The 22,583-nt window shown below is 36.9% G+C and carries 23 protein-coding genes; 12 read left to right on the top strand and 11 right to left on the bottom strand.

Annotated elements, in window-relative coordinates; translation table 11 throughout:
* Positions 1–22 precede the first annotated feature (22 nt).
* From J4771_RS06755 to J4771_RS06740, 4 genes are all read left to right on the top strand, one after another.
* Complete coding sequence (locus J4771_RS06755) at positions 23–574, top strand: TlpA family protein disulfide reductase (protein WP_224134227.1); 552 nt, start codon at positions 23–25, stop codon at positions 572–574.
* A 75-nt stretch (positions 575–649) separates the two neighbouring features.
* Entirely contained in the window at positions 650–991 is a 342-nt protein-coding gene (locus tag J4771_RS06750; RefSeq protein ID WP_224134226.1) for a YkvA family protein, read from the top strand.
* 325 nt (positions 992–1,316) lie between these two features.
* On the top strand, positions 1,317–2,222 hold the full coding sequence (miaA, locus tag J4771_RS06745) for a tRNA (adenosine(37)-N6)-dimethylallyltransferase MiaA (RefSeq protein WP_224134225.1): 906 nt from the start codon (positions 1,317–1,319) through the stop codon (positions 2,220–2,222).
* 76 nt (positions 2,223–2,298) lie between these two features.
* Positions 2,299–2,856, top strand: a complete 558-nt coding sequence (locus J4771_RS06740; protein WP_224134224.1) for a thioredoxin family protein — start codon at positions 2,299–2,301, stop codon at positions 2,854–2,856.
* A 178-nt stretch (positions 2,857–3,034) separates the two neighbouring features.
* Here the strand turns inward: J4771_RS06740 and J4771_RS06735 are convergent, their stop codons facing one another.
* Entirely contained in the window at positions 3,035–3,673 is a 639-nt protein-coding gene (locus tag J4771_RS06735; RefSeq protein WP_224134223.1) for an MBL fold metallo-hydrolase, read from the bottom strand.
* A 40-nt stretch (positions 3,674–3,713) separates the two neighbouring features.
* Positions 3,714–3,872, bottom strand: a complete 159-nt coding sequence (locus J4771_RS06730; RefSeq protein WP_224137864.1) for a hypothetical protein — start codon at positions 3,870–3,872, stop codon at positions 3,714–3,716.
* Here J4771_RS06730 and J4771_RS06725 point away from each other — a divergent pair.
* A complete protein-coding gene (locus tag J4771_RS06725; protein ID WP_224134222.1) occupies positions 3,829–5,040 on the top strand; it encodes a type IX secretion system plug protein in 1,212 nt (403 codons plus the stop codon). The two genes, J4771_RS06730 and J4771_RS06725, sit on opposite strands and share 44 nt — an antisense overlap.
* 487 nt (positions 5,041–5,527) lie before the next feature.
* Here the strand turns inward: J4771_RS06725 and J4771_RS06720 are convergent, their stop codons facing one another.
* The 3 genes from J4771_RS06720 to J4771_RS06710 form a co-directional block, all read right to left on the bottom strand.
* Entirely contained in the window at positions 5,528–6,094 is a 567-nt protein-coding gene (locus J4771_RS06720) for a Crp/Fnr family transcriptional regulator (RefSeq protein ID WP_224134221.1), read from the bottom strand.
* Between the two features lie 143 nt (positions 6,095–6,237).
* Entirely contained in the window at positions 6,238–7,266 is a 1,029-nt protein-coding gene (gene hemH, locus J4771_RS06715; RefSeq protein WP_224134220.1) for a ferrochelatase, read from the bottom strand.
* A 78-nt stretch (positions 7,267–7,344) separates the two neighbouring features.
* Positions 7,345–8,223, bottom strand: coding sequence for a NifU family protein (locus tag J4771_RS06710; RefSeq protein WP_224134219.1), 879 nt, complete (start codon positions 8,221–8,223; stop codon positions 7,345–7,347).
* 187 nt (positions 8,224–8,410) lie between these two features.
* Between J4771_RS06710 and J4771_RS06705 the strand changes: the two genes are divergently transcribed.
* The 3 genes from J4771_RS06705 to J4771_RS06695 all read left to right on the top strand — a co-directional run bounded on the left by J4771_RS06705 (position 8,411) and on the right by J4771_RS06695 (position 10,750).
* Positions 8,411–8,923 carry a gamma carbonic anhydrase family protein gene (locus J4771_RS06705; protein WP_224134218.1) on the top strand — a complete coding sequence of 171 codons (513 nt, stop codon included), beginning with the start codon at positions 8,411–8,413 and terminating at the stop codon, positions 8,921–8,923.
* A gap of 314 nt (positions 8,924–9,237) precedes the next feature.
* Positions 9,238–9,798 (top strand): GNAT family N-acetyltransferase, encoded by a 561-nt coding sequence (locus tag J4771_RS06700; RefSeq protein ID WP_224134217.1) that lies wholly within the window; start codon positions 9,238–9,240, stop codon positions 9,796–9,798.
* Positions 9,799–9,814: 16 nt separating this feature from the next.
* Complete coding sequence (locus tag J4771_RS06695) at positions 9,815–10,750, top strand: YihY/virulence factor BrkB family protein (RefSeq protein WP_224134216.1); 936 nt, start codon at positions 9,815–9,817, stop codon at positions 10,748–10,750.
* A gap of 281 nt (positions 10,751–11,031) precedes the next feature.
* Here J4771_RS06695 and J4771_RS06690 read toward each other — a convergent pair whose 3' ends face one another.
* On the bottom strand, positions 11,032–11,484 hold the full coding sequence (locus tag J4771_RS06690) for a hypothetical protein (protein ID WP_224134215.1): 453 nt from the start codon (positions 11,482–11,484) through the stop codon (positions 11,032–11,034).
* Between the two features lie 126 nt (positions 11,485–11,610).
* On the opposite strand from J4771_RS06690, the gene J4771_RS06685 reads away from it, so the two are divergent.
* Positions 11,611–13,737, top strand: coding sequence for a helix-turn-helix domain-containing protein (locus J4771_RS06685; protein WP_224134214.1), 2,127 nt, complete (start codon positions 11,611–11,613; stop codon positions 13,735–13,737).
* A 38-nt stretch (positions 13,738–13,775) separates the two neighbouring features.
* Here J4771_RS06685 and lnt read toward each other — a convergent pair whose 3' ends face one another.
* The 5 genes from lnt to J4771_RS06660 all read right to left on the bottom strand — a co-directional run bounded on the left by lnt (position 13,776) and on the right by J4771_RS06660 (position 18,892).
* Entirely contained in the window at positions 13,776–15,416 is a 1,641-nt protein-coding gene (lnt, locus tag J4771_RS06680) for an apolipoprotein N-acyltransferase (RefSeq protein ID WP_224134213.1), read from the bottom strand.
* A 376-nt stretch (positions 15,417–15,792) separates the two neighbouring features.
* On the bottom strand, positions 15,793–16,164 hold the full coding sequence (gene folB, locus J4771_RS06675; protein ID WP_224134212.1) for a dihydroneopterin aldolase: 372 nt from the start codon (positions 16,162–16,164) through the stop codon (positions 15,793–15,795).
* Positions 16,165–16,253: 89 nt separating this feature from the next.
* Positions 16,254–17,273 (bottom strand): quinolinate synthase NadA, encoded by a 1,020-nt coding sequence (nadA, locus tag J4771_RS06670; RefSeq protein WP_224134211.1) that lies wholly within the window; start codon positions 17,271–17,273, stop codon positions 16,254–16,256.
* Between the two features lie 114 nt (positions 17,274–17,387).
* Entirely contained in the window at positions 17,388–17,951 is a 564-nt protein-coding gene (gene gmk, locus J4771_RS06665; protein ID WP_224134210.1) for a guanylate kinase, read from the bottom strand.
* 83 nt (positions 17,952–18,034) lie between these two features.
* Complete coding sequence (locus J4771_RS06660; protein ID WP_224134209.1) at positions 18,035–18,892, bottom strand: YicC/YloC family endoribonuclease; 858 nt, start codon at positions 18,890–18,892, stop codon at positions 18,035–18,037.
* A gap of 371 nt (positions 18,893–19,263) precedes the next feature.
* Between J4771_RS06660 and J4771_RS06655 the strand changes: the two genes are divergently transcribed.
* Genes J4771_RS06655 through J4771_RS06645 form a run of 3 tightly spaced genes read left to right on the top strand, consistent with a single transcriptional unit; the run spans position 19,264 to position 22,460 of the window.
* The gene (locus J4771_RS06655) at positions 19,264–20,343 is read left to right on the top strand and encodes a PASTA domain-containing protein (RefSeq protein ID WP_224134208.1); all 1,080 of its coding nucleotides are present in this window, start codon (positions 19,264–19,266) and stop codon (positions 20,341–20,343) included.
* 59 nt (positions 20,344–20,402) lie between these two features.
* Entirely contained in the window at positions 20,403–21,458 is a 1,056-nt protein-coding gene (locus J4771_RS06650) for an RluA family pseudouridine synthase (RefSeq protein ID WP_224134207.1), read from the top strand.
* Positions 21,459–21,509: 51 nt separating this feature from the next.
* Complete coding sequence (locus J4771_RS06645; RefSeq protein WP_224134206.1) at positions 21,510–22,460, top strand: PorP/SprF family type IX secretion system membrane protein; 951 nt, start codon at positions 21,510–21,512, stop codon at positions 22,458–22,460.
* The last annotated feature ends 123 nt before the right edge of the window (positions 22,461–22,583 follow it).

Here is a 22,583-nt window from a genome sequence, read left to right as displayed (position 1 = left end):
ATTTGAAAATTTAAAAATAAAAATGAACTTTGTTAAAAAAAATATTTTCTATTTAATTGCAACTGCAATGCTGATTATTCTTTTTGCCTTTCCAGAAGTTAAACTGAAAATAAAAGATTTGTTCTTTCCGGTTGCAGCCATTGAAAACGCAGTTACGTTGAACGATGCAGATTACGACATTCAATTAAAAGGAATAAACACCACTTCAACCAACCTTAAAAATCTGAAAGGGAATAAACTGGTTTTGCTGAATTTTTGGGGAACTTGGTGTCCTCCTTGTCGCGAAGAATGGCCAACAATTCAAAAACTTTATGATTCCAAAAAAGATAAAGTAGATTTCGTCTTGATTGCGATGCAGGATCAAGAAGAAGACGTGGTAAAATTTTTGAAAGACAACAATTACACGGCTCCAGTTTACATTGCACAAAGTCCGGTCACTGCGAACGTTTTACCAAAAGTTTTCCCGACCACATTTTTATTGGATAAAAACGGAAGAATCCTTCTAAAGGAAGACGCTTCCAAAGATTGGAACTCCAAATCCGTACACGAATTTATTGATAATATCGTAAAATAACTTTAACTAAAATTTACGAAATCTTGGTACAGATTTTGCGAAATTATCAGCGTTTTAAAATAATCAAACACAAGAATGAAACTATCAAAAATTCAACTGGCGAAAGAAGCTTTTAAGCACAAAGGATTCATCCAAAAAATTCCTGTTATCGCAAGAATGGTGAAGTCTATCATGTCAAAAGGCGGCTACAAACCAGAATTCAAAAACGTGATTTTACCAGCATTGGTCATGCTTTACCTGCTCTCACCGCTCGACATTATTCCAGACTGGATTCCTGTAATCGGTGTTTTAGACGACCTCGCTTTACTTGCAATGGCAATCCCGATGCTCACTTCCGAAGCCGAAAAATTTGTGGCATGGGAAGCTTCCAGAAAACAAAACGACAACAATATTGTAGAAGCAGAAATTGTAGGATAAATTACAAAGCAAAATACACAAACCGCTCAAGAAATTGGGCGGTTTTTTTAGGAGCTTGAAGTTTTATGCAATCTTTGCAAATCGGTCCCGCTTTTCGTTACAGTCTTTTTTGCGGCGGCGAAGCCGCCGCAAAAAAGGATTTTCACCGCAAAACCACAAAGGAGTTTGGACGATTCCTTTAAAAATAATAAGATTAGTGAGTCAATCGGGGCTAAAAATTAAATTTTGTTTCCTTTTGGAAAAAATCTGCGCCATCAGCAAAATCAGCGAGAAAACATCTAAAGCTTTTCGGAAAAATAAAAAAATTCAAGTAATTTGCAACGAAATGAAAACCCTCATCTCCATCATCGGAACAACAGGAATCGGCAAAACAAAACTCGCCATCGAAATTGCAAAACATTTCGACACCGAAATTATTTCCTGCGATTCCCGACAGTTTTTCCGCGAGATGAAAATCGGAACGGCAACCCCGTCCAGTGAAGAATTGGCAGAAGTTCCGCATCACTTTATCGGCAATCTTTCGGTGGAAGATTATTATTCAATCGGTCAATACGAAAAAGATTCTTTACAAAAAATTGCTGAACTTTTTAAAAGACATGATGTTTTGGTTTTAGTGGGTGGAAGTATGATGTACGAAAAAGCCGTGATTGAAGGACTGAACGATTTACCCGAAGCGAACGAAGAAAACCAGAGAAAACTCGAAAAAATTTTCAATGAAGAAGGAATCGAAACGCTTCAAAATATGCTTAAAGAACTGGATTCTGAATATTATCAAACCGTTGACAAAGGCAATCCCAGAAGACTGTTCAGGGCCATCGACATTATTTGGCAAACAGGAAAAACCTATACCGAAAACATTAGTTCACAGTTAAAAAAACGCGATTTCAAGGTCATCCGAATTGGAATTGAGGCGCCACGAGAAAAGATTTACGAAAGAATAAATCAACGCGTGGATAAAATGATGGAAGACGGTTTATTGGATGAAGCCAAAAATTTATTTCAATATAAAAATCTCGTTCCGCTTCAAACCGTAGGTTACACCGAGCTTTTCAAATATTTTGATGGAACTTGGACTTTAGATTTTGCAATTGAAGAAATCAAGAAAAATTCCCGCAGATTTGCAAAACGTCAGTTGACTTGGTATCGGAAAGAAGAAAACATCAATTGGGTAAATTTTGAAAATTCCCTTCAAGAATCGTTATCTTTGCTCCAGAATAATGTAAAAATGTAGCAATGTGAAAATGTAAAAATCTTGCGCAATCATTATTGATACATTGGTAAATTATAAAACTGTTAAATTGAAATTTATGGCAAACACTCCTTCAAATATGCTCGAACTCGGAACAAAGGCGCCTTTTTTTGAACTTCCGAATCCTTCTCACAGCAATGAAATTCAGTCTTTGGATGATTTGAAGGGCGAGAAGGGGACTTTGGTGATTTTCATGTGTAATCATTGTCCGTTCGTGCTTCACATCATCGATAAATTGGCAGAATTGTACGAAGATTATCAGGAAAAAGGCATCGAATTCATCGCCATCAATTCCAACGATGTTGAAAAATATCCTGCAGATTCTCCCGAAAAAATGGTAGAATTTCAAGTGGATAGAAAATTTGATTTCCCTTATTTGTTTGACGAAAGTCAGGCAGTTGCAAAAGCTTACGATGCAGCTTGTACTCCAGACTTCTACTTTTTCGACGAGAAACTTGATTTAATTTACCGTGGTCAAATGGACGATTCAAGGCCTGGAAATACTAAAGAAGTTACGGGTGAAGATTTAATTATCGCGTTCGAAAATCTACTCGCAGGTGAACCGCAGGATGAAATGCAAAGACCAAGTATGGGCTGCAACATCAAATGGAAGTAAATTAATTTTTTATTACCGCAAAAGAAACAAAAGAAAAAACTTAGAAATAAGCTTTTTAAAAGGTTTAAAAATATTATTGACAAAGAATTTGGATTAATTTTGCAGCCTTTTGCACCACTAAAAAAGCAATGTCTTTTTTTACTTTTGCGGTGAAAATATTGTTCTCTCGTACTATAAATTACCTAAAAAACGGATTATGCATTTTCTCAAAACCAATCGTCGTAGGATTTCCGTGTCCATTGTAAACTTTTGTTTCATCCTCTAAAACGAAAAGTTTAGTTTTGATGCTGTTGATGAGTTGTTCGTAATTTCCTTTGTATAAATCGGTTCTTCCGATGCTTCCTTCAAAAAGTACGTCACCTGAAATAACAAATTTTTGTGGTTGGTGATAAAAAGCGACATGACCTGGAGAATGTCCTGGAACATGAAGGATTTTGAATTTTTCCTCACCTAAATCTATAGTTTCGCCTTCTTTCAAATATTGAATTTCACCCTCGAAAGGTTTGAAGAAAAAACCAAAACGGTTTGCATCCATTGGATTTCTTTCAAGGATTTCTTTTTCGATTTCATGCAATAAAACGGGAACTTTAAATTGGTTGTAAATTTCTTGCAGTCCCAAAACGTGGTCGATATGTGCATGAGTCAAAAGAATGTTTTTAACCTTTAAATTATTTTCGGAGACCAATTTTATAACGGTTTCGGTTTCCTGTTCGCTGAAATTCCCAGGATCGATGATGAAAGCGTCATTCTTTTCATTAAAAATGACATACGTATTTTCGGAGAAAGGATTGAAAACGAAAGATTTAACAGTAATCATGATTCGAATAAGATTTTTAACAGTGACGAAAATACGAAATCTAATTCAAGACTTCCAAAGAACGGTATTTTGCTGAAAGCTCTTCGCCGAAAGCAGAAAGCACAAAAATAAGCTGTTCAAAATTTTTTGGCGTATTTTTCGTTATCTTCGTATTAATGAAATATCTACATTTTTTTTTATTATTTACTAGCAGTTTCATTTTCGGGCAGGATATTCGAAGTATTCAGTTGTTCAATCCTCAAACCAATGATGAAACTCCTGTAATTGGATTTAATGAACGTTTAATTCTTCGTTTTGACGACTTGTCTAATTCAAGCACCATTTATCGCTACACGATCAAACATTTCGACAGAAATTGGAATGACGACGGACTTTTCTTCACCGAATATGCAAACGGAAGTCTCAACGGAATGATCGACCAGTTTCAGTATTCCTTTAACACTTTGCAGAAATACACCAACTACACATTAACTTTTCCGAATGAAAAAATACAGCCAAAAATTTCGGGGAATTTTGAATTGGTCGTCTATATAGATTCGCAGGATAAACCTGTTTTTACCAAAAGATTTTGTGTCGTTGAAGATGGTGCAAATGTAGGGTTAAACATTTCAAGAACTTCAGATGCAAGAAAACCTGAAGTCAACCAAAGAGTTGAAGTTCAGGCGATTGGAAATAGCTCTGTATTAAGCTCAAATATGAATTCAGTTTCTTTAAATGTGATTCAGAACAATAATTGGAATGTCGCTGTACTCAATCAAAAACCGAGTTCCGCTTTAGGAAATAAACTTCTTTTCCAGCAGATGAATCTGGTTTTTCCTGGGAATAATGAATTTTATTATTTCGACAATAAAAACATGAACAACCCATTCGATATGGTTGCAAAAACAGAGAATATCGCTGAGGTAAATTACACCTATTTATATCCAGTTTGGGCTTTTCCGATGAATTACCAATATCAACCGGATGTGAACGGTGCCTTTTATTTCAGAAGAAATGATTTGGGAATCGAGCGAGATGCAGATCGAGAGGGAGATTATTCTTGGGTTTACTTCGCCCTTGAATCTGAGAAATCAGATAAGGAAATTTTTGTTTTGGGAGGCTTCAATGATTTTATTCCATCGAAAGAAAATCAAATGGTTTTCGATGAAAGCTCTAAAATGTTCATGGCAAAAATTTATTTAAAACAAGGTTTTTACAACTATATTTTGGCCACGAAAAATCCAGATGGAACCTTAAATTTTGGCGAAGTGAACGGTAATTTCTGGCAAACAGAAAATCTTTATCAGGCATTTCTGTATTACCAACCATTTGGAAGAAATTACGATGGACTCATTGGTTATGGTGAGTTTCGCAATCCAGTGCGGTAGCAATTTTATCTTTTTTTTTTGAAGTCATTCGAATGCTATGAATTGAAATAGATTTTTTCAACTTATTTTACTCGAATTCTTGATCTATTGCCATATTTTAATAAAATTTAATATTAGTTAATTTTTATGGAGAGATATTTGGAAAGTGTTTGATTATAATTACTTTATTCAGTTTTATTAAAATTTATTGTAAACTGTTTTGAATTTTACAATGATGTAATCAATAACGAAGGTGGTTTCAGAAAATGTCAGAAGTTTTGCACGAAGAAAAAATATTAAGTTTCAGATTCCTGCCAATGAACTTACAGGTGTTTATTATGTAATTGTAAACGGAGAAAAAGCTGGCTCCGTAGTAAAAAAATAAGACGTGTGATCAATAGAAACAGCGCTTCGTCTGGAAGCGCTGCTTTGATCACCTGTTTGTTTTCATCATTTACGTAATAGTGCAAATTTAGACTTAAAACCAACGATTAACAATGAACTTGAGTTAAAAAATACGTGCACGAATCCTACTTAAAGCCTGTGGAGTAATTCCAAGGTAAGAGGCAACATGTTTTAATGGGATATGCTGAAACCATTCGGGACTAGACTCTAAAAGTTCAAGATATTGCTGTTCAGGAGATTTTACTAACATATTAATTTCACGTGAAGAACTGGTGATGTATAAATATTCGGCAGAGATTCTACCCATTCTGTTGCCCTTCTCGATTTGAAGATAGCAATCTTGAAGGTCATCATAGGTAATGCGCCAACATTTGCAGTCGGACAGGGTTTCAATGGCAATTTCACTGGGTTTTTGCAAAATAAATGAGGCATAACTGCTCACAAAATTTCCCGGAAATGTAAAACGCAAAGTTTTTTCCCGACCATCATTTGGAAGAAAACTCCTTGTAAGACCTTCTTCTAAAAAGGTCAAGTGATTTTCTGTCGCCCCATGATTAAGCATTAAGCTTCCCTTTGGAAACTCTGCATAAGTAAATTTTGATGCAAAATAGTCCCATTCCTCATTTGAAATTTCCAAAAATGGATACGCTCTTTTTTTGTTCTTTTTCATGGCTATTAAAGATAATCAAAAAAAGGAACGACAAAATGAACTCAAGTTAATTTTTTACTTGAAAGGCTGATTAATAGGCAAAAGTTTAATAAATGATGGGTAATAAAATCTTAAGTTGCTGATAGGCAATTAACAAGCGGTTTCTAAACCAGGTAAAATTCTTCCAATTTCTCTTCACAAAGCATTTTTACCACCTCAATCCATCGGTCTTCATCATTCAAACAAGGAATGTAGTGGAATTTTTCGCCACCTGCATGAAGAAATTCTTCCCTTCCTTCCACCGAAATTTCTTCTAAAGTCTCCAAACAATCAGAAACAAAAGCGGGACAAACAATGGCTAAATTCTTAACCCCTTTTTTCGGGAGATTTTCCAAAGTTTCATCGGTATAAGGTTCAATCCATTTATCTTTTCCTAAGCGAGATTGAAAAGTTACCAACGCTTTTTCTCTCGGTAAATTCAATTTTTCTAAAACTAAATCCGTGGTTTTAAAACATTGATGACGGTAACAAAACTGATGACTCGGATTGTTTTCTCTTTGGCAGCAATCGTTTAAGTTACAGGTTTTAGTCGGGTCGGTTTTGTAAATATGTCTTTCGGGAACGCCGTGATAGGAAAACTGAAGTGCGTCGAAGTTTTCTGGTAGTTTTTCGTTAATGCTTTCCGCTAAACAGTTAATGTAGATTTCACGATTATAAAAAGGCTGAACATAATTAATTTTTACATTCGGAAAAAATTTCTTGCGAACTTCTTCTGCTTTGTCGACAACCGTTTCCGTGGTACTCATCGCATATTGCGGATAAAGCGGAAACAAAACAATTTCGTTCACACCTTGGTCAACCAACTTTTGAATTCCCGTTTGAATACTCGGTTCTGCATAACGCATCCCGATTTCCACAGGAACGTCAACCAATTTCTGTAACTTCTTCTGAATTTTTTCAGTGATGACAATTAAAGGCGAACCTTCATCGGTCCAAACGGTTTTGTAGGCTTCCGCGGATTTTGCGGGACGGGTTCTCAAAATAATTCCCTGCACGAGAAGCGAGCGAAAAAACCATCGGTAATCAATCACTTTTTCGTCCATCAAAAACTCGTCGAGGTATTCTTTTACATCTTCAACTTTGGTCGATTTCGGCGAACCGAGGTTGACTAATAATATTCCTTTTTTATTCATAAGTAATGAGTAATGGGTAATAAGTAATTTTTTATATGCGCATCATTGCTCATTGCTGGTTACTTATTGCTCCTATTTTTAACCATTCACCGCTTCCACTTTTTCCACCAATTCGGGAACGAACTGTTTCAGCACATTTTCAATTCCGCCTTTCAACGTTGCCGTAGAACTTGGGCATCCTGAACATGCACCTTGAAGCAACATTCTTGCGATTTTGTTTTCCTCGTCATATTCCAACAGGGAAATTTTTCCGCCATCGCCTTCTACAGCCGGAGCGACATATTCGTTTAAAATATCTGAAATTTTCTGCTCGTTTTCGGTATAATCACGGTTAATTAATTTCTCAACTGGATTTTCATGTTTTTGCGGTGCAAGGTTGGAGATTTTTCCGCCATTTTGTAAATAATCTGCGATAAATGCACGAACTGCAACCATCACTTCATGCCATTCCACGGAAACGTTTTTCGTCACCGCCACGAAATTATCGGAAATGAAAACTTCCTTCGCAAAATCAAATTCATCAAAAATCGCTTTTGCTAAAGGAACTTCTGTAGCTTCTTCACGCGACTTTACTTCCACAAATCCATCCATCAAAATTTTTGTCGAAACGAATTTCATCACCATCGGATTTGGCGTCATTTCGGCATAAATCTGATACATTTCCTTTTTCTTTTGAAGGTAAATTCTCGGGTTTGCCAAAAGTTCGTCTTCAATCACATTTTTCAGACTTTCCGCAACGTGTTCCCATTCTACTGTGTCTTGTTTTGCTACTGCGATAAAGTTTGCCGTGATAAAAATCCTGTCTACAAAAGGATAGTTGAAAAGTTCCTGCGCCAAAGGAATTTCGGTAATATCTGAACTTCTGTCCAACTCCAAAGAACCCGGAATCAAATTGTAGTCGGCTACAAACTTCATCACTTTTGGGTTTTCGGTAGGTTCTATAATAATTTGTCTCATTTTATTTCATTAAATTTGAGTTGCAAAAATAGGCAATAGATATTAGATTTCAGACAACAGACATTAGACTTTGTCAATCGTTAAATTTGGCAGAATGTTGGGTGATGAATGTAGGAAGCAAAATCTGATAATATCAAACACAAAACCTGAAACCCGAAACAATTTTGGATAAATTTAAACAATAAAAATGGCAATAATTCGTGAACTTTTAGGGAAAACTCCGCAAATTGGCAAAGGAACTTTTTTGGCAGAAACTGCAACAATAATCGGCGACGTGGTGATGGGAAAAGATTGCAGTATTTGGTACAATGCGGTCATTCGGGGCGATGTTCATTACATTAAAATGGGCGATAAAGTGAATGTTCAGGATAATGCGATGCTTCACTGTACTTATGAAAAATTTCCGCTGAATATTGGCAATAATGTTTCGATTGGTCACAATGCGATCGTTCACGGCTGTACCATTCATGACAATGTTCTGATCGGAATGGGAGCCATTGTGATGGATGATTGTTTGGTGGAAAGCAATTCGATTGTCGGTGCAGGTTCTGTGGTAACACAAGGAACGCACATCAAATCGGGCGAAGTTTGGGGCGGAGTTCCTGCCAAAAAAATCAAGGATATTTCTGCCGAATTGTTGGAAGGCGAGGTGAATCGGATTGCGAATAATTATGTGAAGTATTCGGGTTGGTATAAATAATTGAATTTGCTTCGCTGTGAATTCGCCTTCGTCGGTGAATTTTGCTTTGCAAGTGAAATTAAAGATTCGACGAAGTCAATGGCGAATTTCTGTCAAAATATTGTAGGGACAAGTCGTGACTTGTCCAAAAGCCGTAGGTTTTTCATAAAAATTAAATGTTATTTTTGGGCATAATTCGTATTTGTCCAAAAAACCGAAGGTTTTTTCTGCGTGATAAATTCATCAACAGGAACGGACTTTAGTCCGTTTGAATTAAAAGATAAAATACAATTTGGCTTTAGCCGAAATTTATTTTTTTGAACCAGGAGATCAAAATGACAAACTTTCCAACTTTAGAAACCGAAAGATTAATCCTCAATCGCCCAACAGAAAACGATTTGGGTGATTTAATTCTGCATCTAAATTCCGATAACGTTTTTTCAGAAAACACATTGAATATTCCTTTTCCTTATCAAAATGAAAATGCTGAGTTTTGGATTCATGAATTGGTGAACAAAGGTTTTGAGGAAAAGAAAAATTTCACATTCGCCATTCGTGAAAAAGAAAATCCAAAATTAATCGGTGCGATTGGAATTCATTTAGACAAAGTACATCTAAAAGCCGAAATCGGTTATTGGATTGGTAAAGAATTTTGGAATAAGGGTTTCGTGACAGAAGCCGTTCGAGAAATCATCAGATTTGGCTTTCAAGATTCAGGATTGAATAAAATTTACGCCACTCATTTTCCGCACAATCCCGCATCGGGAAAAATCATGCAAAATTGTGGTATGAAATTAGAAGCGACTTTAAAACAGGAATATTTCAAAAACGGAAAACCCCTTGATGTTTTGAAGTATTCTATTTTAAAGCAAGATTTTGTGAATCTTGAATTTTGAATCTTGAATTTTCAGCATGAAATACCTAAAATTCATTTGGGAACTTTTAAAAGAAACCTTCAATGAGTGGAACAATTCTTCCGCCTCAAAAGATTCTGCAAGCATCGCCTATTACGCCATTTTTTCTTTGCCCGGACTTTTGATTATCGTGATTTGGATTGCGGGAATTTTTTTCGGTGACGAAGCCATCCGTGGCGAAATTACCCGACAAGCAAGCGGAATTGCAGGAAAAGATATTGCAGACAGTATTCAAACCATGATCATGAGTGCAGTTTGGGACAACCAAAATATTTGGATGAAAATATTTGGGATTCTCACCCTTATTTTCGGGGCAACAACTTTATTTTTTCAAATGCAGCGAAGTCTGAACACACTTTGGGATGTGGAAGCTGCACCCAAAAAAGCCTTTCAAAAATATGTTCTCGACAGAGCCAATTCTTTGGGAATGATCCTCATCATTGCGTTTTTGCTTCTTATCAGCTTAATTCTTTCGTCCATTCTTGGTTTGGCAAATGAATGGATTACAAGACATTTTGGTTTGGAAACATTCTTTATGGCGAGAATCATCAATTTTGTGGTGAGTTTTCTTGTCGTGGTGGTGCTTTTCGCGTTTATGTTTAAAGTTTTGCCCGATGTGGAAATCTCGTGGCGTTCCGTTTGGATGGGCGCTTTCGTGACCGCTTTGCTCTTCAATATCGGAAAATTTTTACTGAGTTACTATTTTGAAATTTCAAAACCAACCTCCATTTTCGGTGCGGCGGGAACTATTATTTTGTTGATGATGTGGATAAATTATACGTGTCAATTGGTCTTTTTCGGTGCGGAATTTACCAAAGTTTATGCACAGAAAATGGGACACTTCATCCAACCATCGCGACACGCGAAATGGAGTGCCGCAAAATTGTTGAAAGATTCTTTGAACAAAAGAGAAAGCAATCAAAGCGTAGGATGAAAATTAATATGAGTTTCTTTTGATTTAAGTTTTTTGTCGTAGGAGATTTTTGCGTTGAAAAAAATTGAAATTTCTTTCGGCGAAGTTTTTCTTAATTATAACAAGATAAAAATTTCCATTGTTTGAATGGCGGCAATACAATGACTTAAAATCTATATTTAACTTCCCGCCCGAGTTTGGAAATTTTCTTGAAAGAAATTTTAATTTTTTAGCAAAAATATCCAGACTTGATTTTTTGTTACTTTTGCATCAAGGCAAAAGTAATTAATATCGTATTGAGATTATTGCGATTCCAATGCAGAATTTCTACTCACCAAAACCGCTTTTCCATCCACACATCTAATTCCTGAAGGCGGCATCACCATCATACAGTCCGAAACCAAACCGTATTTTGTGTTAAACGCCGACTGCATCTGGGTGAAATTTTTAATTTTCGGCACAATCTCATCTTCTATTTTTTTCGGATAAGCAATGTAGGAACTCGGTCCGCCACAAGGTTTTGAGCCAATCGCAGCGAAGTTCCAATCGGCGACATCACTGCAGGTTTCGGAATTGGCAAGCTTCTCAATTTCTTTAATTAAAGCTGAAAGCTTTTCTCTATCAGATTGTTGCGAAATATTATTATCTGGTTTTTGAGAAATATCTTTCGGTAAAGTTTCGGGATCAATTACTTTTTTGGATTTGCACGACGCTAAAGTCAGAAGAGAAATCGCGATGATGAGAATATTTTTCATTTTTATTTTTTCAGGGGTTTACAAAAATACTTCTTTTATTGAGATTTAGTTTATTCCAAAAAAACTATTGCAACCATTGCACCAACTGCAACTTGCGCCTCAAAAACAATTTAGTAAATTTGAAGGATGAACGAATCTCTCTTCAATTTAGCCGAACATACCAACAGAAGCATATTTCTCACCGGAAAAGCCGGAACCGGAAAAACGACTTTTCTGAATGAATTCGTGCTGAAAACCAAGAAGAAACACATCGTTGTAGCACCTACAGGAATCGCAGCAATCAATGCAGGTGGCGTTACGATTCACTCCATGTTTGGATTGCCGCCACGAACTTTTTTGCCAACTACCGAAAGAATCGACGGGAATTTGGCGATGAATATTGCCGATTTGATGCACCATTTCAAATACCGAAAAGACAAACTGAAACTTCTGCGTGAAATTGAAATCATCATTATTGATGAGGTTTCCATGCTTCGAGCGGATGTTTTGGATATGATGGATTTTTCGCTGCGTCATGTGCGAAGAAATCAGCAGAAATTTGGTGGCGTTCAAATGCTTTTTATTGGGGATTTGTACCAACTTCCACCGGTAGTCAGAGACGAATATCTTTTAAATCAATACTACAATTCTCCTTTTTTCTTTGAAAGCTTGGCGTTGAAGGAATTACCATTAATTACGATTGAATTAACCACCGTTTACCGACAGAAAGATGAAAAATTCCTGGATATTCTCAATGAAATTCGCGACGGGGAAATTGGCGACATCGATTTTGAAACGTTGAACGAAAGATACATTGCTGATTTTGAACCGACCGATGAACCTTACGTTTATCTCACTTCCCACAACAGAATGGCAGATGAAATCAATCAGAAAAAGTTGGCGGAACTTTCAGGGAAAACTTACTCTTACAAGGCGGAAATCGTTGGAAATTTTAATGAAAATCAATATCCAAACGATGAGGTTTTAGACTTGAAAGTCGGTGCACAAATCATGTTCATCCGAAACGATGCAAGTGGGGAACGAAGATATTTCAACGGAAAATTAGCAGAAGTAGTCGATTTAGATGAAAAAGAAATCACCGTAATTATTGAGGGCGACGACGAAAATTACGTTTTAAAGAAGGAAGTTTGGGAGCAGAAAAAATATTCCCTTGATGCGGAAAAAAATATTACGGAAGATGTTTTGGGAAGCTTCAAGCAATATCCGATTCGTTTAGCTTGGGCGGTTACGATTCATAAAAGTCAGGGACTTACTTTTGACCGACTGATTATTGATGCGGGAAAATCGTTCGCTTCCGGACAGGTGTACGTGGCACTTTCCCGTTGCCGAACTTTGGAAGGAATTGTATTAAAATCCAAAATCACTCCCGAAGTTATTTTTGCGGACAGAAGAGTTTCAAAATTTCAAGATGAAACCCACGCAAACGACAGAATGGATGAAATTTTGAATGCAGAAAAATACGATTACAGCATTAAAAAAGTTTTGAACCGACTCGACTGCAAATGGTTTAAAAATTCTTTGGAACCATGGTACAATTCCGCAAAACACAGCAAAGCGATTGACAAAGACAAAGCGAAATTTCTTTACACTGCGATAAAACCCGAAGTGGAAAATCTTGCTTCCGTTTTTGAAAAATTTGAAAAAGTCATCCTTCAGAAAACCCAAAAATTTGTTCAGGGAAACGAAGATTGGAGCGAGATTGAAACCAAAACGAAAGGTGCAGTAAATTTCTTTTTTAAGAATGTGAATGAAAAAATATTTTCGCAGTTACTCGATTTTTATGCGGAAAATAAAGGAACGAAAGGTTTGAAACAATACAACGAAGATTTCCGTGTATTTCTCGATGATTTGGAAGATTACCTAAATGATTTGAAGAAAGTTCATCTTCTGGAAACACCACTTTTCGATGTGGAAAATGATGTGAAAGTGACCACCAAAATTGCAAAAGTTCCATCGCACATTTTATCTTTCCAATTGTTTGAGGAAGGAAAAACGATTCCCGAAATTGCTAAAGAAAGAGGTTTAGTCACCGAAACCATTTTCGGACATTTGGCAAAATTTGCGGGACAGGGACTTTTGGATTTACCCCGAATTTTCGACAAAGAAAAACTCAAAACCTTTGAAAAAGAATTTGATCAAAATTGGGAAAAACATCAATCCTTATCCGATTGGAAAAACGCATTGCCAAAAGAATTTGAGTTTAATGAAATCAGGTTGTTGCTGAATCATTATGAATTTAAAAGAGCCAAGTAAAAAGAGTCAGGAACCAAGTTATTATTACTCATTGCTTTTTACTTACTGCTCATGTTTTTCCTGTTCTGAAACTTCTTTATCAGCGTATAAAACACCAAAAATCCCAAGACAAAAATCGAAATTCGCGACAGCAAATCTCCCGCTCTTGAATAGAAAGTCATTTTGTCGTACAATTTCACTTCCGCGAAAAGTGCTGTTTTATCTCCATAAAGAGTGTCGGCTAAAACATCACCTTTTGCATCAATATGGGCGGAAATTCCGCTGTTTGCAGATCGGGCGATTTCTCGGCGTGTTTCAATCGCGCGAAGTTTTGCGTAAGACATCAATTGTTGGTGACCCTGTGTAACTCCCCACCAAGAATCGTTCGTCATAATTGCTAAAAAATTGGCGCCTTTTTTTACATAATCTGTGACAAACTCGCCGTAAATACTTTCGTAGCAGATGATTGGAGCGAGTTTTCCTTTATTGAATGGATTGGAAAAAACTTTCCTTTCTTCATCAATTCCTAAAGAAACGGTTGCGCCGCCTAAATTCAACATCGCGTCGCCAAGAATCGGTTTTAAAACATTGATGTACGGGAAAATTTCAACACCGGGAACGAGTTTTCCTTTGTGGTAAACTTCCACTTTTTGATTCGGAATAATTTGAACAGCGGAATTGTAACTTTCCACGAAACTTCCATCAGAAACTTGATAAGCTGCGTTTGGTTTTTGTTCGGTACTTTGAAAGAATTTGTGAGAAGAAATTCCCGTAGCAAAAACAGATTTCGGATGTTTCGAAAGGAAATCTTTTACGTTATTTAAAAGCGTACTTTGCTCAAAACCTCGTTCAGAAATGGAACCAAATCCGGGAAGTGAAGTTTCGGGACCGATGTAGTAATCGATTTGTCCTTTTGAGTTTTGTTCGGCTAAAGTCAGCAAATCATTCAAAATGGTCAAACTGTCTTTTGAATATTTTTCTGTGTAAGGATCGAGTTCAGGTTGCAGCATTAAAACTTTGACGGAACCGATTGGCTTCTCATCAAAATTATTGTATTTCACCACGGAAATTAACATCGGTAAAGCGATGGCTCCAACAAGAATAGCCGAATTGATGATTAGCGATTTTCTTTTTCTCCCCGCTTCCCAAATTCTTAAAGTGTAGAATGCGTAAACATTAATCAGCAAAATCCAAAAACTTCCGCCGGTTGCGCCCAACGTGTCGTACCATTGAATGATTTTCGGGTATTCTGAAAAAGCATTTCCTAAATTTAACCAAGGCCACGTAAATTCCCAACTCATGTGTAGTTTCTCGAAACACATCCAAATCGCCACAAAAAAAGTAAGTCCCCAATAAGTTCCCTGCAACTTTTTGTACCAATGATAGAGCTGAAAAACGAAAGAATAGAGCAGTGAATTCACCACAACCGGAAAAACCACCGCCATCACAGAATGGGTTCCATCAGGATTTTTTGAGCCATACAACCAACCCGTCGTAACAATATTCCAAATCACGAAACAGAAATAGGAAAGTCCGAAAATCACCCAACCTTTTCTTTTGATTGTAGAAAATTTGGTGATGTCGTGCTCCATCATCATTAAAGGAACCAACGCAAAAAATATGAAGAAAGGAATTCCGTAAGTGGGCCACGAAATGCTTAAAAGCATCGCGGATAGTAAAGAAAGAATAACGTATTTCATAATTGATTTTTGAACTTCGGCTGAAATTAGAAATAAACGAAGTTGTTTTGAATGCCAAATTTACTGAAATATCTTTTAAGAAATTAGGTTCAAAAATTAGATACTTTTGCCTTGATGCAAAGTATCCAAAAAATCAAGACTTGGATATTTTTGCTAAAAAATCAAAATTTCTCACAAGAAAATTTCCAAAACTCGGGCGGAAAATTAAGTTTCGATTTTAAAAAAATGTATTGCCGCCACTCAAACAATGGAAATTTTTATTCCGTTATAAAAAATTCACGCCGGAAGAAATTTTAATTTTTATGAACGCAAAAATCTCCGAGGTCAAAACTGAGAAATGGTTGTTAAAAAGAAATTCTTCAAAAAATTCTAAAAGTTACTTTATTCCTCCATAATCCTTCTCAATTTCCACGCTGACTCCCTCCATTTCGCCCTGCATCGGTGGATTGGTTTTGGTCATTTTTACTTTGATATAAGAAATTTGTGGAAACTCCAATTTGATTTTTTTTGAAATTCTGCCACAAACATGTTCCATTAATTTTGATGGAATTTTCATTTCTTCGTGAATGATGTCATTCACTTCCGCATAATTCACGGTATCGTTCAAATCATCAGTTCCAACGGCTTTCCATAAATCGGCATGAATCTCAACGTTCACGATAAAGTATGTTCCGATTATTTTTTCTTCGGGAAGAACGCCGTGATAAGCGTAGATTTTTAGGTTTTCAAAGAGGATTTTTGTGGTCATTTTCGAGTTACAAGATTCGAGATTCGAGATTCGAGATTTGAGGTGCGAGTTTCGCAGCAGAATTTTTACCACGAAACCCGTATCTCGTATTACTTAATGGTTGTTGAAAGTTCCAACATTTTTTCGATGGGTTCTAAAGCTTTTAGACGAAGTTCTTCATCCATAAGAATTTCAGGAAGTTCATATTTCATGCACAAATACAGTTTTTCCAAAGTATTTCGCTTCATGTAAAAACATTCTGAGCAGTTGCAGCTTTCATCAAAAACCAAAGCGGGAAGTAATTCTTTTTGTGGTGCACGTTTTTTCATTTCGTGCAGGATTCCTTCTTCTGTAGCGACGATGAATTTTTGGGCATCATCTTTTTCCACATAATTTAAAAGGGCAGAAGTAGAACCGATGAAATGTGCCAAATCCAAAACAGGCGTTTCACTTTCAGGATGTGCGATGAGTTTTGCGTCAGGATTTTCAGCCAACTGTTTGGCAATTCTTTCCATGGAAAAGGCTTCATGAACGATACAGCTTCCGTCCCACAAAATCATGTCGCGACCTGTCTTTTTAGCGAGATATCTTCCCAAATTTTTATCAGGAGCGAAAATAATTGGCCGGTCTTCAGGAAGTGCATTAATAATGGTTTCCGCGTTGGAGCTCGTTACAATAATGTCGGATTCCGCTTTGGTTTCTGCGTTACAGTTGATGTAAGTTGCGATTAAAGCGTTTGGATACTGTTCGCGCATTTTTCTCAAACCTTCGCCGCTACAGCCGTCTGCAAGCGAACAACCAGCCTGTGTGTCCGGAAGAACAACCTTTTTGTTTGGGTTCAAAATTTTCGCAGCTTCCGCCATGAAATGAACGCCGCAAAAAGCAATCATATCTGCATCGGTGTCTTTCGCAGCTCTCGCCAATTGAAGGGAATCACCAAGATAATCCGCAATATCCTGAATTTCTGCAGGTTGATAATAATGCGCCAAAATCACCGCATTTTTTTCCTTTTTAAGGTCGAGAATGGCTTTTACCAAATCTTCACCTTTGGGAATAATAAGGTCGTCTATTTTTAAAAATCCTCTTACAGGAAGGTTTGCTTTTGCTTTATCTAGGGTTTGTGTGCTCATAATTTTTGGTTTAACGTTTAATTTGTTTCAAATTTCAACTTGGAATGGTTTGACATGGTTTGAAATGGTTTGATTTTTCCTCGAGCATCCATCACCCAGCATCGAACTATAAATTTAAGAATTTAAAAATTCGCTCACTAATTTTTCGATCTCCGCTTTTGCGGTTTCTAAATCAGTATTCACTAAAATTTTGTCAAATTCGTTTTGAAAAGTCATTTCCTGTTCTGCCTTTTCCACTCTTGTTTGTATGGTTTCTGCGTCTTCCGTAGCTCTTGCAATCAATCTTCGTTCCAACTCCTGAATCGAAGGAGGCATAATAAAAATCGATAATGCTTGTTCGCCGAAATATTTTTTCAGGGCGATTCCGCCTTTCACGTCCACATCGAAAATCACGGTTTTTCCATCGTTCCAGATTCTTTCAACTTCGGATTTTAGGGTTCCGTAATATTTGTCTTCATATACTTCCTCGAATTCTACGAAGGCTTCTTCCCAAATTTTCTGACGAAATTTTTCAGGAGAAATGAAATGATAATCCACCCCGTCTTTTTCCGTTCCGCGAGGATTTCTTGTTGTACACGAAATTGAAAATTCAAGTTCAGGAAAATGTTCCAAACAATGCTTTACCAAAGTGGTTTTTCCACTTCCACTTGGTGCTGAAAATATGATGACTTTATTCATTTAAATTTGATGTTGTTTGACTTTGTTTGATATTTGATATTGTTTGAGACGCTCTAATCAAACAAAGTCAAACAATTTCAAGTTTATAGTACATTTAACGTTTGCTCCTTAATCTTTTCCAAATCATCCTTCATCATCACGACCAATTTTTGGATTTCCGCGTGATTGGCTTTTGAACCCAACGTGTTGATTTCACGGCCGATTTCCTGCGAAATGAATCCGAGTTTTTTTCCGTTGAAATCTTCATTTTTCATCACTTCGTAGTAGTATTTCAAATGCTGGGTGAGCCGAACTTTTTCTTCGGAAATATCCAATTTTTCTGTAAAATAAGCCATTTCCTGGTAGAATCGGGTTTCGTCGATATGGTCGAATTCATTTAATGTTTTTCGGTAACGTTCTTTCACGCCGTCCATTCGGACGTCCTCATGAGGTTCCACCTGAGAAAGATAATCCTCAATATTTTTAAGGTTTCTTTTTAGCTCTTCATGCAAAATTTCACCCTCTGTTTTTCTGAAGTTATCAAACTTTGAAAGCGCCTCATTCAGTAAACCAGTGAGGAAAATCCATTCATTTTCATTAAGTTCATCGGGTCTCGTGGAAATCGCATCCGGAAATCTAATCGCCATTTTCAAATATTCGAAATCGGGGCCATCACCAGAAATTTTTTTTAATTCATCGATATAGGATTTAACCAAATCATGATTAATATTCACATCGTTGGAATCGTTCAGTGTTTCCAGATTAATGTAGCAATCTACTTTTCCGCGGAGGATTTTATCGTTCAAAACTTTTCGGATGTCGAATTCTTTTTCCTTGTACCGTAAAGGCATTTTGATGTTGAGGTCGAACGATTTGCTGTTGAGCGATTTCAGGTCGATGGTAATTTTTTTTCCTTCGAAGACGCCTTCACTTCGTCCGAAGCCGGTCATGGATAAAATCATAGATTGAATTTAATAAGCAAAGATAATTATTTCAAAAGTTTTTTAGTGCGTGACATTTTTTTACCGCAAAAGAAACAAAAGTATCCAAAAAATCAAGACTGGATCTTTTTGCTAAAAAATCAAAATTTCTTTTGAGAAAATTTCCAAACTTGCGCGGATTGGAAAGTTATTTATAGAAGTTAATGTGTTGCCGCGCTTCGAACAGTGGAAATTTTTATTCAGTTATCATTAAGAAAACTCTCGCATAAAGAAATTTCAATTTTTCTTAACGCAAAAATCTCCTAGGTCAGAAACAATAATTGTAAATGATTTCCACAATTACCGAAAAGATTATTTTATATATTTGCAGATACATTTAAAGTTTCAGCAATATGCTTAAATCGCTTTTCCACTGGAAAGTTTTGGTAAATATACTATTAGCGGCGGCAGTTTTCACAGGTTTGGTTTGGTTGACATTCCGTTGGTTGGAGATTCATACCAATCACGGTAAAGAAATCCCCGTTCCTAATGTGATGAACAAATCCGTTCATGACGCCATCAAAATATTAGACGATTCCGGACTGGAATATGAAGTGGACAGTTTTAAGTATGATCCAAAATACCGCCCGTTTCAGGTTTTGCAGGTTTATCCTTCACCAGGATCGCGTGTGAAAGACGGAAGAACCATTATATTAAAAGTAAATCCAAGAACTTGGGCGCAAGTATCTGTTCCCGATGTTTTAGACCGATATAAAGGTTTGGCTTTTAGGCAATTGGAGCAGGTTGGATTAAAAGTGGGTGATACTATTTTTGAACCGAGCATTCAAAGAGATGCAGTAATCCGAATGCTGTATAATGGCTCGACTTTAAAACCGGGCGCACTTTTGCCGAGATTTTCAACGATTGATTTGGTAATTGGAGCGGGTCCGAAAAGAAATATTTCGGTTCCCAATTTAGTGGGATTAACAGTGCAACAGGCGAAAGCAATCATCGCTCAAAATTTATTTGAAGTTGGTTTGGTGGAGTATGAAGACGGTGGTTCCGATGAATCAGACATTGTTTATTATCAAGATCCGGTCTCGTTTGATGTGCGTGATCAGGGAATGCAGATTGATATTTGGGCGAGTAAGAAAACGCCGGCAGAAATGAGCGGCAAAATTTCACAGCTGAATTCGATTTACCGAATTAAAATCGACACCACAACTCCGCCGCCAAGTTATTATGAACCGCCGGTTTATAGAGAACCAGTTGCGCCAAGAGTTTCGGAGCCAAAACCGGAAACTCCAAGAACTGAAACTCCAAAACAGGAAACTCCAAAATCAGAAGTTCCAAAAGCAACGACGGAGAAAAAACCAAAGACTACTGTAGAACAGAAACCGAAAACTTCTTCTGCAACAACGCCAAAAACTACAACAACCACTTCTCCAAAACCGGAAGAAAAACCGAAAGCTAAAAAAGTGATTGTTGAATAAATTTTTAAATATCAAAAACTGAAGCTTCAACATTGGTTGGAGCTTTATTTTTAAATAAAATGACCGAAGACCACGAAGAATATTTAGATGAGGAATTACTGGATCAGGAATCGAATGACGCTGATTCAGAAGGACTTTACGAACACTTTTATGTAAAAGTAGATAAAGGTCAGGAAATTGTGCGCATCGATAAATTTCTGCATAATATTCGTCAGAACTCTACCAGAAATAAAATCTCACAAACTTGCCGTGCGGGAAACGTAGTAGTGAACGGAAAACCCGTGAAGCAAAACTACCGCGTAAAACCGGGGGATGAAATCTCGGTTCTTTTAACCAGACCGCCGCGCGAAAACTTTATCGTTCCACAAGATATTCCTTTAAATATCGTTTATGAAGATGATGATGTTGTGGTGGTAGATAAAAATGCAGGAATGGTGGTTCATCCCGGTCATGGAAATTGGGACGGAACTTTGGTGAATGCGCTCGCTTTTCATTTCGAAAAAAATGGTGAGAAATCTGATCTGGATCGGGTAGGTTTGGTTCACAGAATCGATAAAGACACTTCCGGACTTTTAGTGGTGGCAAAAAATGAATATGCTTTAAGTTTTTTGGCGAAGCAGTTTTTTGACCGAAAAACGAGAAGATTGTATTGGGCATTTGTTTGGGGAAATGTTGCAGAAGATGAAGGAACTATTCGCGGACATATCGGAAGACATCTGAAAAACCGAATGCAGATGGCAGTTTTCGAGGACGGAAGTTTCGGGAAACATGCGGTGACTCACTATAAAGTCATCGAACGTTTTAAATACATGACTTGGGTGGAATGTAAGCTGGAAACGGGACGAACCCATCAAATTCGTGCCCATTTCAAACACATCGGTCATACTTTGTTTAATGACGAAAGATATGAAGGTCACCAAATTTTGAAAGGAGTAAATCTCCCCAAATACAAACAGTTTGTGAAAAATGTTTTCGAGGTTTTGCCGCGTCATGCACTTCATGCACACACTTTAGGATTTATTCATCCCACCACGAAAGAGGAAATGTATTTTGAAAGTCCGATGCCGCAAGATATGCAGGAAGCTGTCGAAAAATGGCGTAAATATTTGGAATAAATTGTTTTTAAAAGTTTTTTATATTTGTTGAAAATTCACTCAAAATTAATTATGAGAAAAATATCTCTGTTATTTTTCGTTTTTACCTTTCTGGGGCTCTTTAAAAGTCAGGAAACCTTACCATATTACCAACAATATTTGATGGACGGCGATTTTCTTTTCAATCCTGCGCTTTACGGAAAAACGGACGATGTGGTGCTGAACCTGAATTATCAGAAACAGTTTTCAAAATTCGACCAGTCACCCAATGTACAGTCGATTGGGATGCATGCGAATGTTTTCGACAGAGTTGGAGCAGGTTTGTCATTCTTTCGTGACCAGAACGGCGCGATTTCTTCGAATGGAATTTCGGCGGGAGGTTCCTATTTTATTCCGATAGATGATGATGGCGAAAGAAAAAGTCAGTTTTCCTTTGGTACGAACGTGAATTTTTACAATATGCATATCGATTTGGCCATGCTGAATCCAGAAACTCCGGGTGATCCTACTTTAGGTCCGGATGTTAATTCCATTTTTTTGGTGTATGCCAATATGGGAATGGCGGTAACTTACCGTAAATTTTTTGCGGGAATTTCAGTAAACGATATCGCTTTAACCAACGATATTCCAATCGTCAACGGAATTGAGCCGGAACCCACCAAATTCATTTTCAATACTGGTTATGATTTTTATATGGGTGAACAGTTTTTTGTGACTCCATCAGTTTTAATGAATTTCAATACCAATTCTTCTAAAATGATCGACCTGAATTTAATGGCGACCGTTTTGGGGGATGAAAACTCTTTTTCAGCTGGAGCAAGTTTCAGAACATCCAATAATAAATTTGGTAATCAGAGTTTGGGGATTTCACCCATTATCAAGGCAAAAGTGAACCGATTTACTTTTGGAGCGAGTTACAATTTCGGACTTTCAGATATTCAGCAATATGCCGGAAGCAGCTTTATGTTGAGCGTGGGTTATAATTTTGAGAACTTTATCAATTCAAGAGGATTTAGGTATTAGTGATTGAGTGAATTTCTTTCCGAGTGAATTTCAAATTCATTAAATGTCTTTTAGTAACTAAAAAATTCAGTATTCACTGCGAAACGAATTCATCTACGAAGTTGATTTCACCATTTAATCATG

This window comes from Candidatus Kaistella beijingensis, from assembly GCF_020084865.1.
In the GTDB taxonomy this organism is placed as follows: Bacteria; Bacteroidota; Bacteroidia; order Flavobacteriales; family Weeksellaceae; genus Kaistella; species Kaistella beijingensis.
Note: the sequence above shows the minus strand (reverse complement) of the source record. Positions and strands in the feature narration are given on the sequence as shown.

Excerpts from the sequence above, each read along its gene's own strand:
- J4771_RS06755 (WP_224134227.1), top strand. The coding sequence starts at position 23 with ATGAACTTTGTTAAAAAAAATATTTTCTATTTAATTGCAACTGCAATG.
- J4771_RS06750 (WP_224134226.1), top strand. The coding sequence starts at position 650 with ATGAAACTATCAAAAATTCAACTGGCGAAAGAAGCTTTTAAGCACAAA.
- miaA (WP_224134225.1), top strand. The coding sequence starts at position 1,317 with ATGAAAACCCTCATCTCCATCATCGGAACAACAGGAATCGGCAAAACA.
- J4771_RS06740 (WP_224134224.1), top strand. The coding sequence starts at position 2,299 with ATGGCAAACACTCCTTCAAATATGCTCGAACTCGGAACAAAGGCGCCT.
- J4771_RS06735 (WP_224134223.1), bottom strand. The coding sequence starts at position 3,673 with ATGATTACTGTTAAATCTTTCGTTTTCAATCCTTTCTCCGAAAATACG.
- J4771_RS06725 (WP_224134222.1), top strand. The coding sequence starts at position 3,829 with ATGAAATATCTACATTTTTTTTTATTATTTACTAGCAGTTTCATTTTC.
- J4771_RS06730 (WP_224137864.1), bottom strand. The coding sequence starts at position 3,872 with ATGAAACTGCTAGTAAATAATAAAAAAAAATGTAGATATTTCATTAAT.
- J4771_RS06720 (WP_224134221.1), bottom strand. The coding sequence starts at position 6,094 with ATGAAAAAGAACAAAAAAAGAGCGTATCCATTTTTGGAAATTTCAAAT.
- hemH (WP_224134220.1), bottom strand. The coding sequence starts at position 7,266 with ATGAATAAAAAAGGAATATTATTAGTCAACCTCGGTTCGCCGAAATCG.
- J4771_RS06710 (WP_224134219.1), bottom strand. The coding sequence starts at position 8,223 with ATGAGACAAATTATTATAGAACCTACCGAAAACCCAAAAGTGATGAAG.
- J4771_RS06705 (WP_224134218.1), top strand. The coding sequence starts at position 8,411 with ATGGCAATAATTCGTGAACTTTTAGGGAAAACTCCGCAAATTGGCAAA.
- J4771_RS06700 (WP_224134217.1), top strand. The coding sequence starts at position 9,238 with ATGACAAACTTTCCAACTTTAGAAACCGAAAGATTAATCCTCAATCGC.
- J4771_RS06695 (WP_224134216.1), top strand. The coding sequence starts at position 9,815 with ATGAAATACCTAAAATTCATTTGGGAACTTTTAAAAGAAACCTTCAAT.
- J4771_RS06690 (WP_224134215.1), bottom strand. The coding sequence starts at position 11,484 with ATGAAAAATATTCTCATCATCGCGATTTCTCTTCTGACTTTAGCGTCG.
- J4771_RS06685 (WP_224134214.1), top strand. The coding sequence starts at position 11,611 with ATGAACGAATCTCTCTTCAATTTAGCCGAACATACCAACAGAAGCATA.
- lnt (WP_224134213.1), bottom strand. The coding sequence starts at position 15,416 with ATGAAATACGTTATTCTTTCTTTACTATCCGCGATGCTTTTAAGCATT.
- folB (WP_224134212.1), bottom strand. The coding sequence starts at position 16,164 with ATGACCACAAAAATCCTCTTTGAAAACCTAAAAATCTACGCTTATCAC.
- nadA (WP_224134211.1), bottom strand. The coding sequence starts at position 17,273 with ATGAGCACACAAACCCTAGATAAAGCAAAAGCAAACCTTCCTGTAAGA.
- gmk (WP_224134210.1), bottom strand. The coding sequence starts at position 17,951 with ATGAATAAAGTCATCATATTTTCAGCACCAAGTGGAAGTGGAAAAACC.
- J4771_RS06660 (WP_224134209.1), bottom strand. The coding sequence starts at position 18,892 with ATGATTTTATCCATGACCGGCTTCGGACGAAGTGAAGGCGTCTTCGAA.
- J4771_RS06655 (WP_224134208.1), top strand. The coding sequence starts at position 19,264 with ATGCTTAAATCGCTTTTCCACTGGAAAGTTTTGGTAAATATACTATTA.
- J4771_RS06650 (WP_224134207.1), top strand. The coding sequence starts at position 20,403 with ATGACCGAAGACCACGAAGAATATTTAGATGAGGAATTACTGGATCAG.
- J4771_RS06645 (WP_224134206.1), top strand. The coding sequence starts at position 21,510 with ATGAGAAAAATATCTCTGTTATTTTTCGTTTTTACCTTTCTGGGGCTC.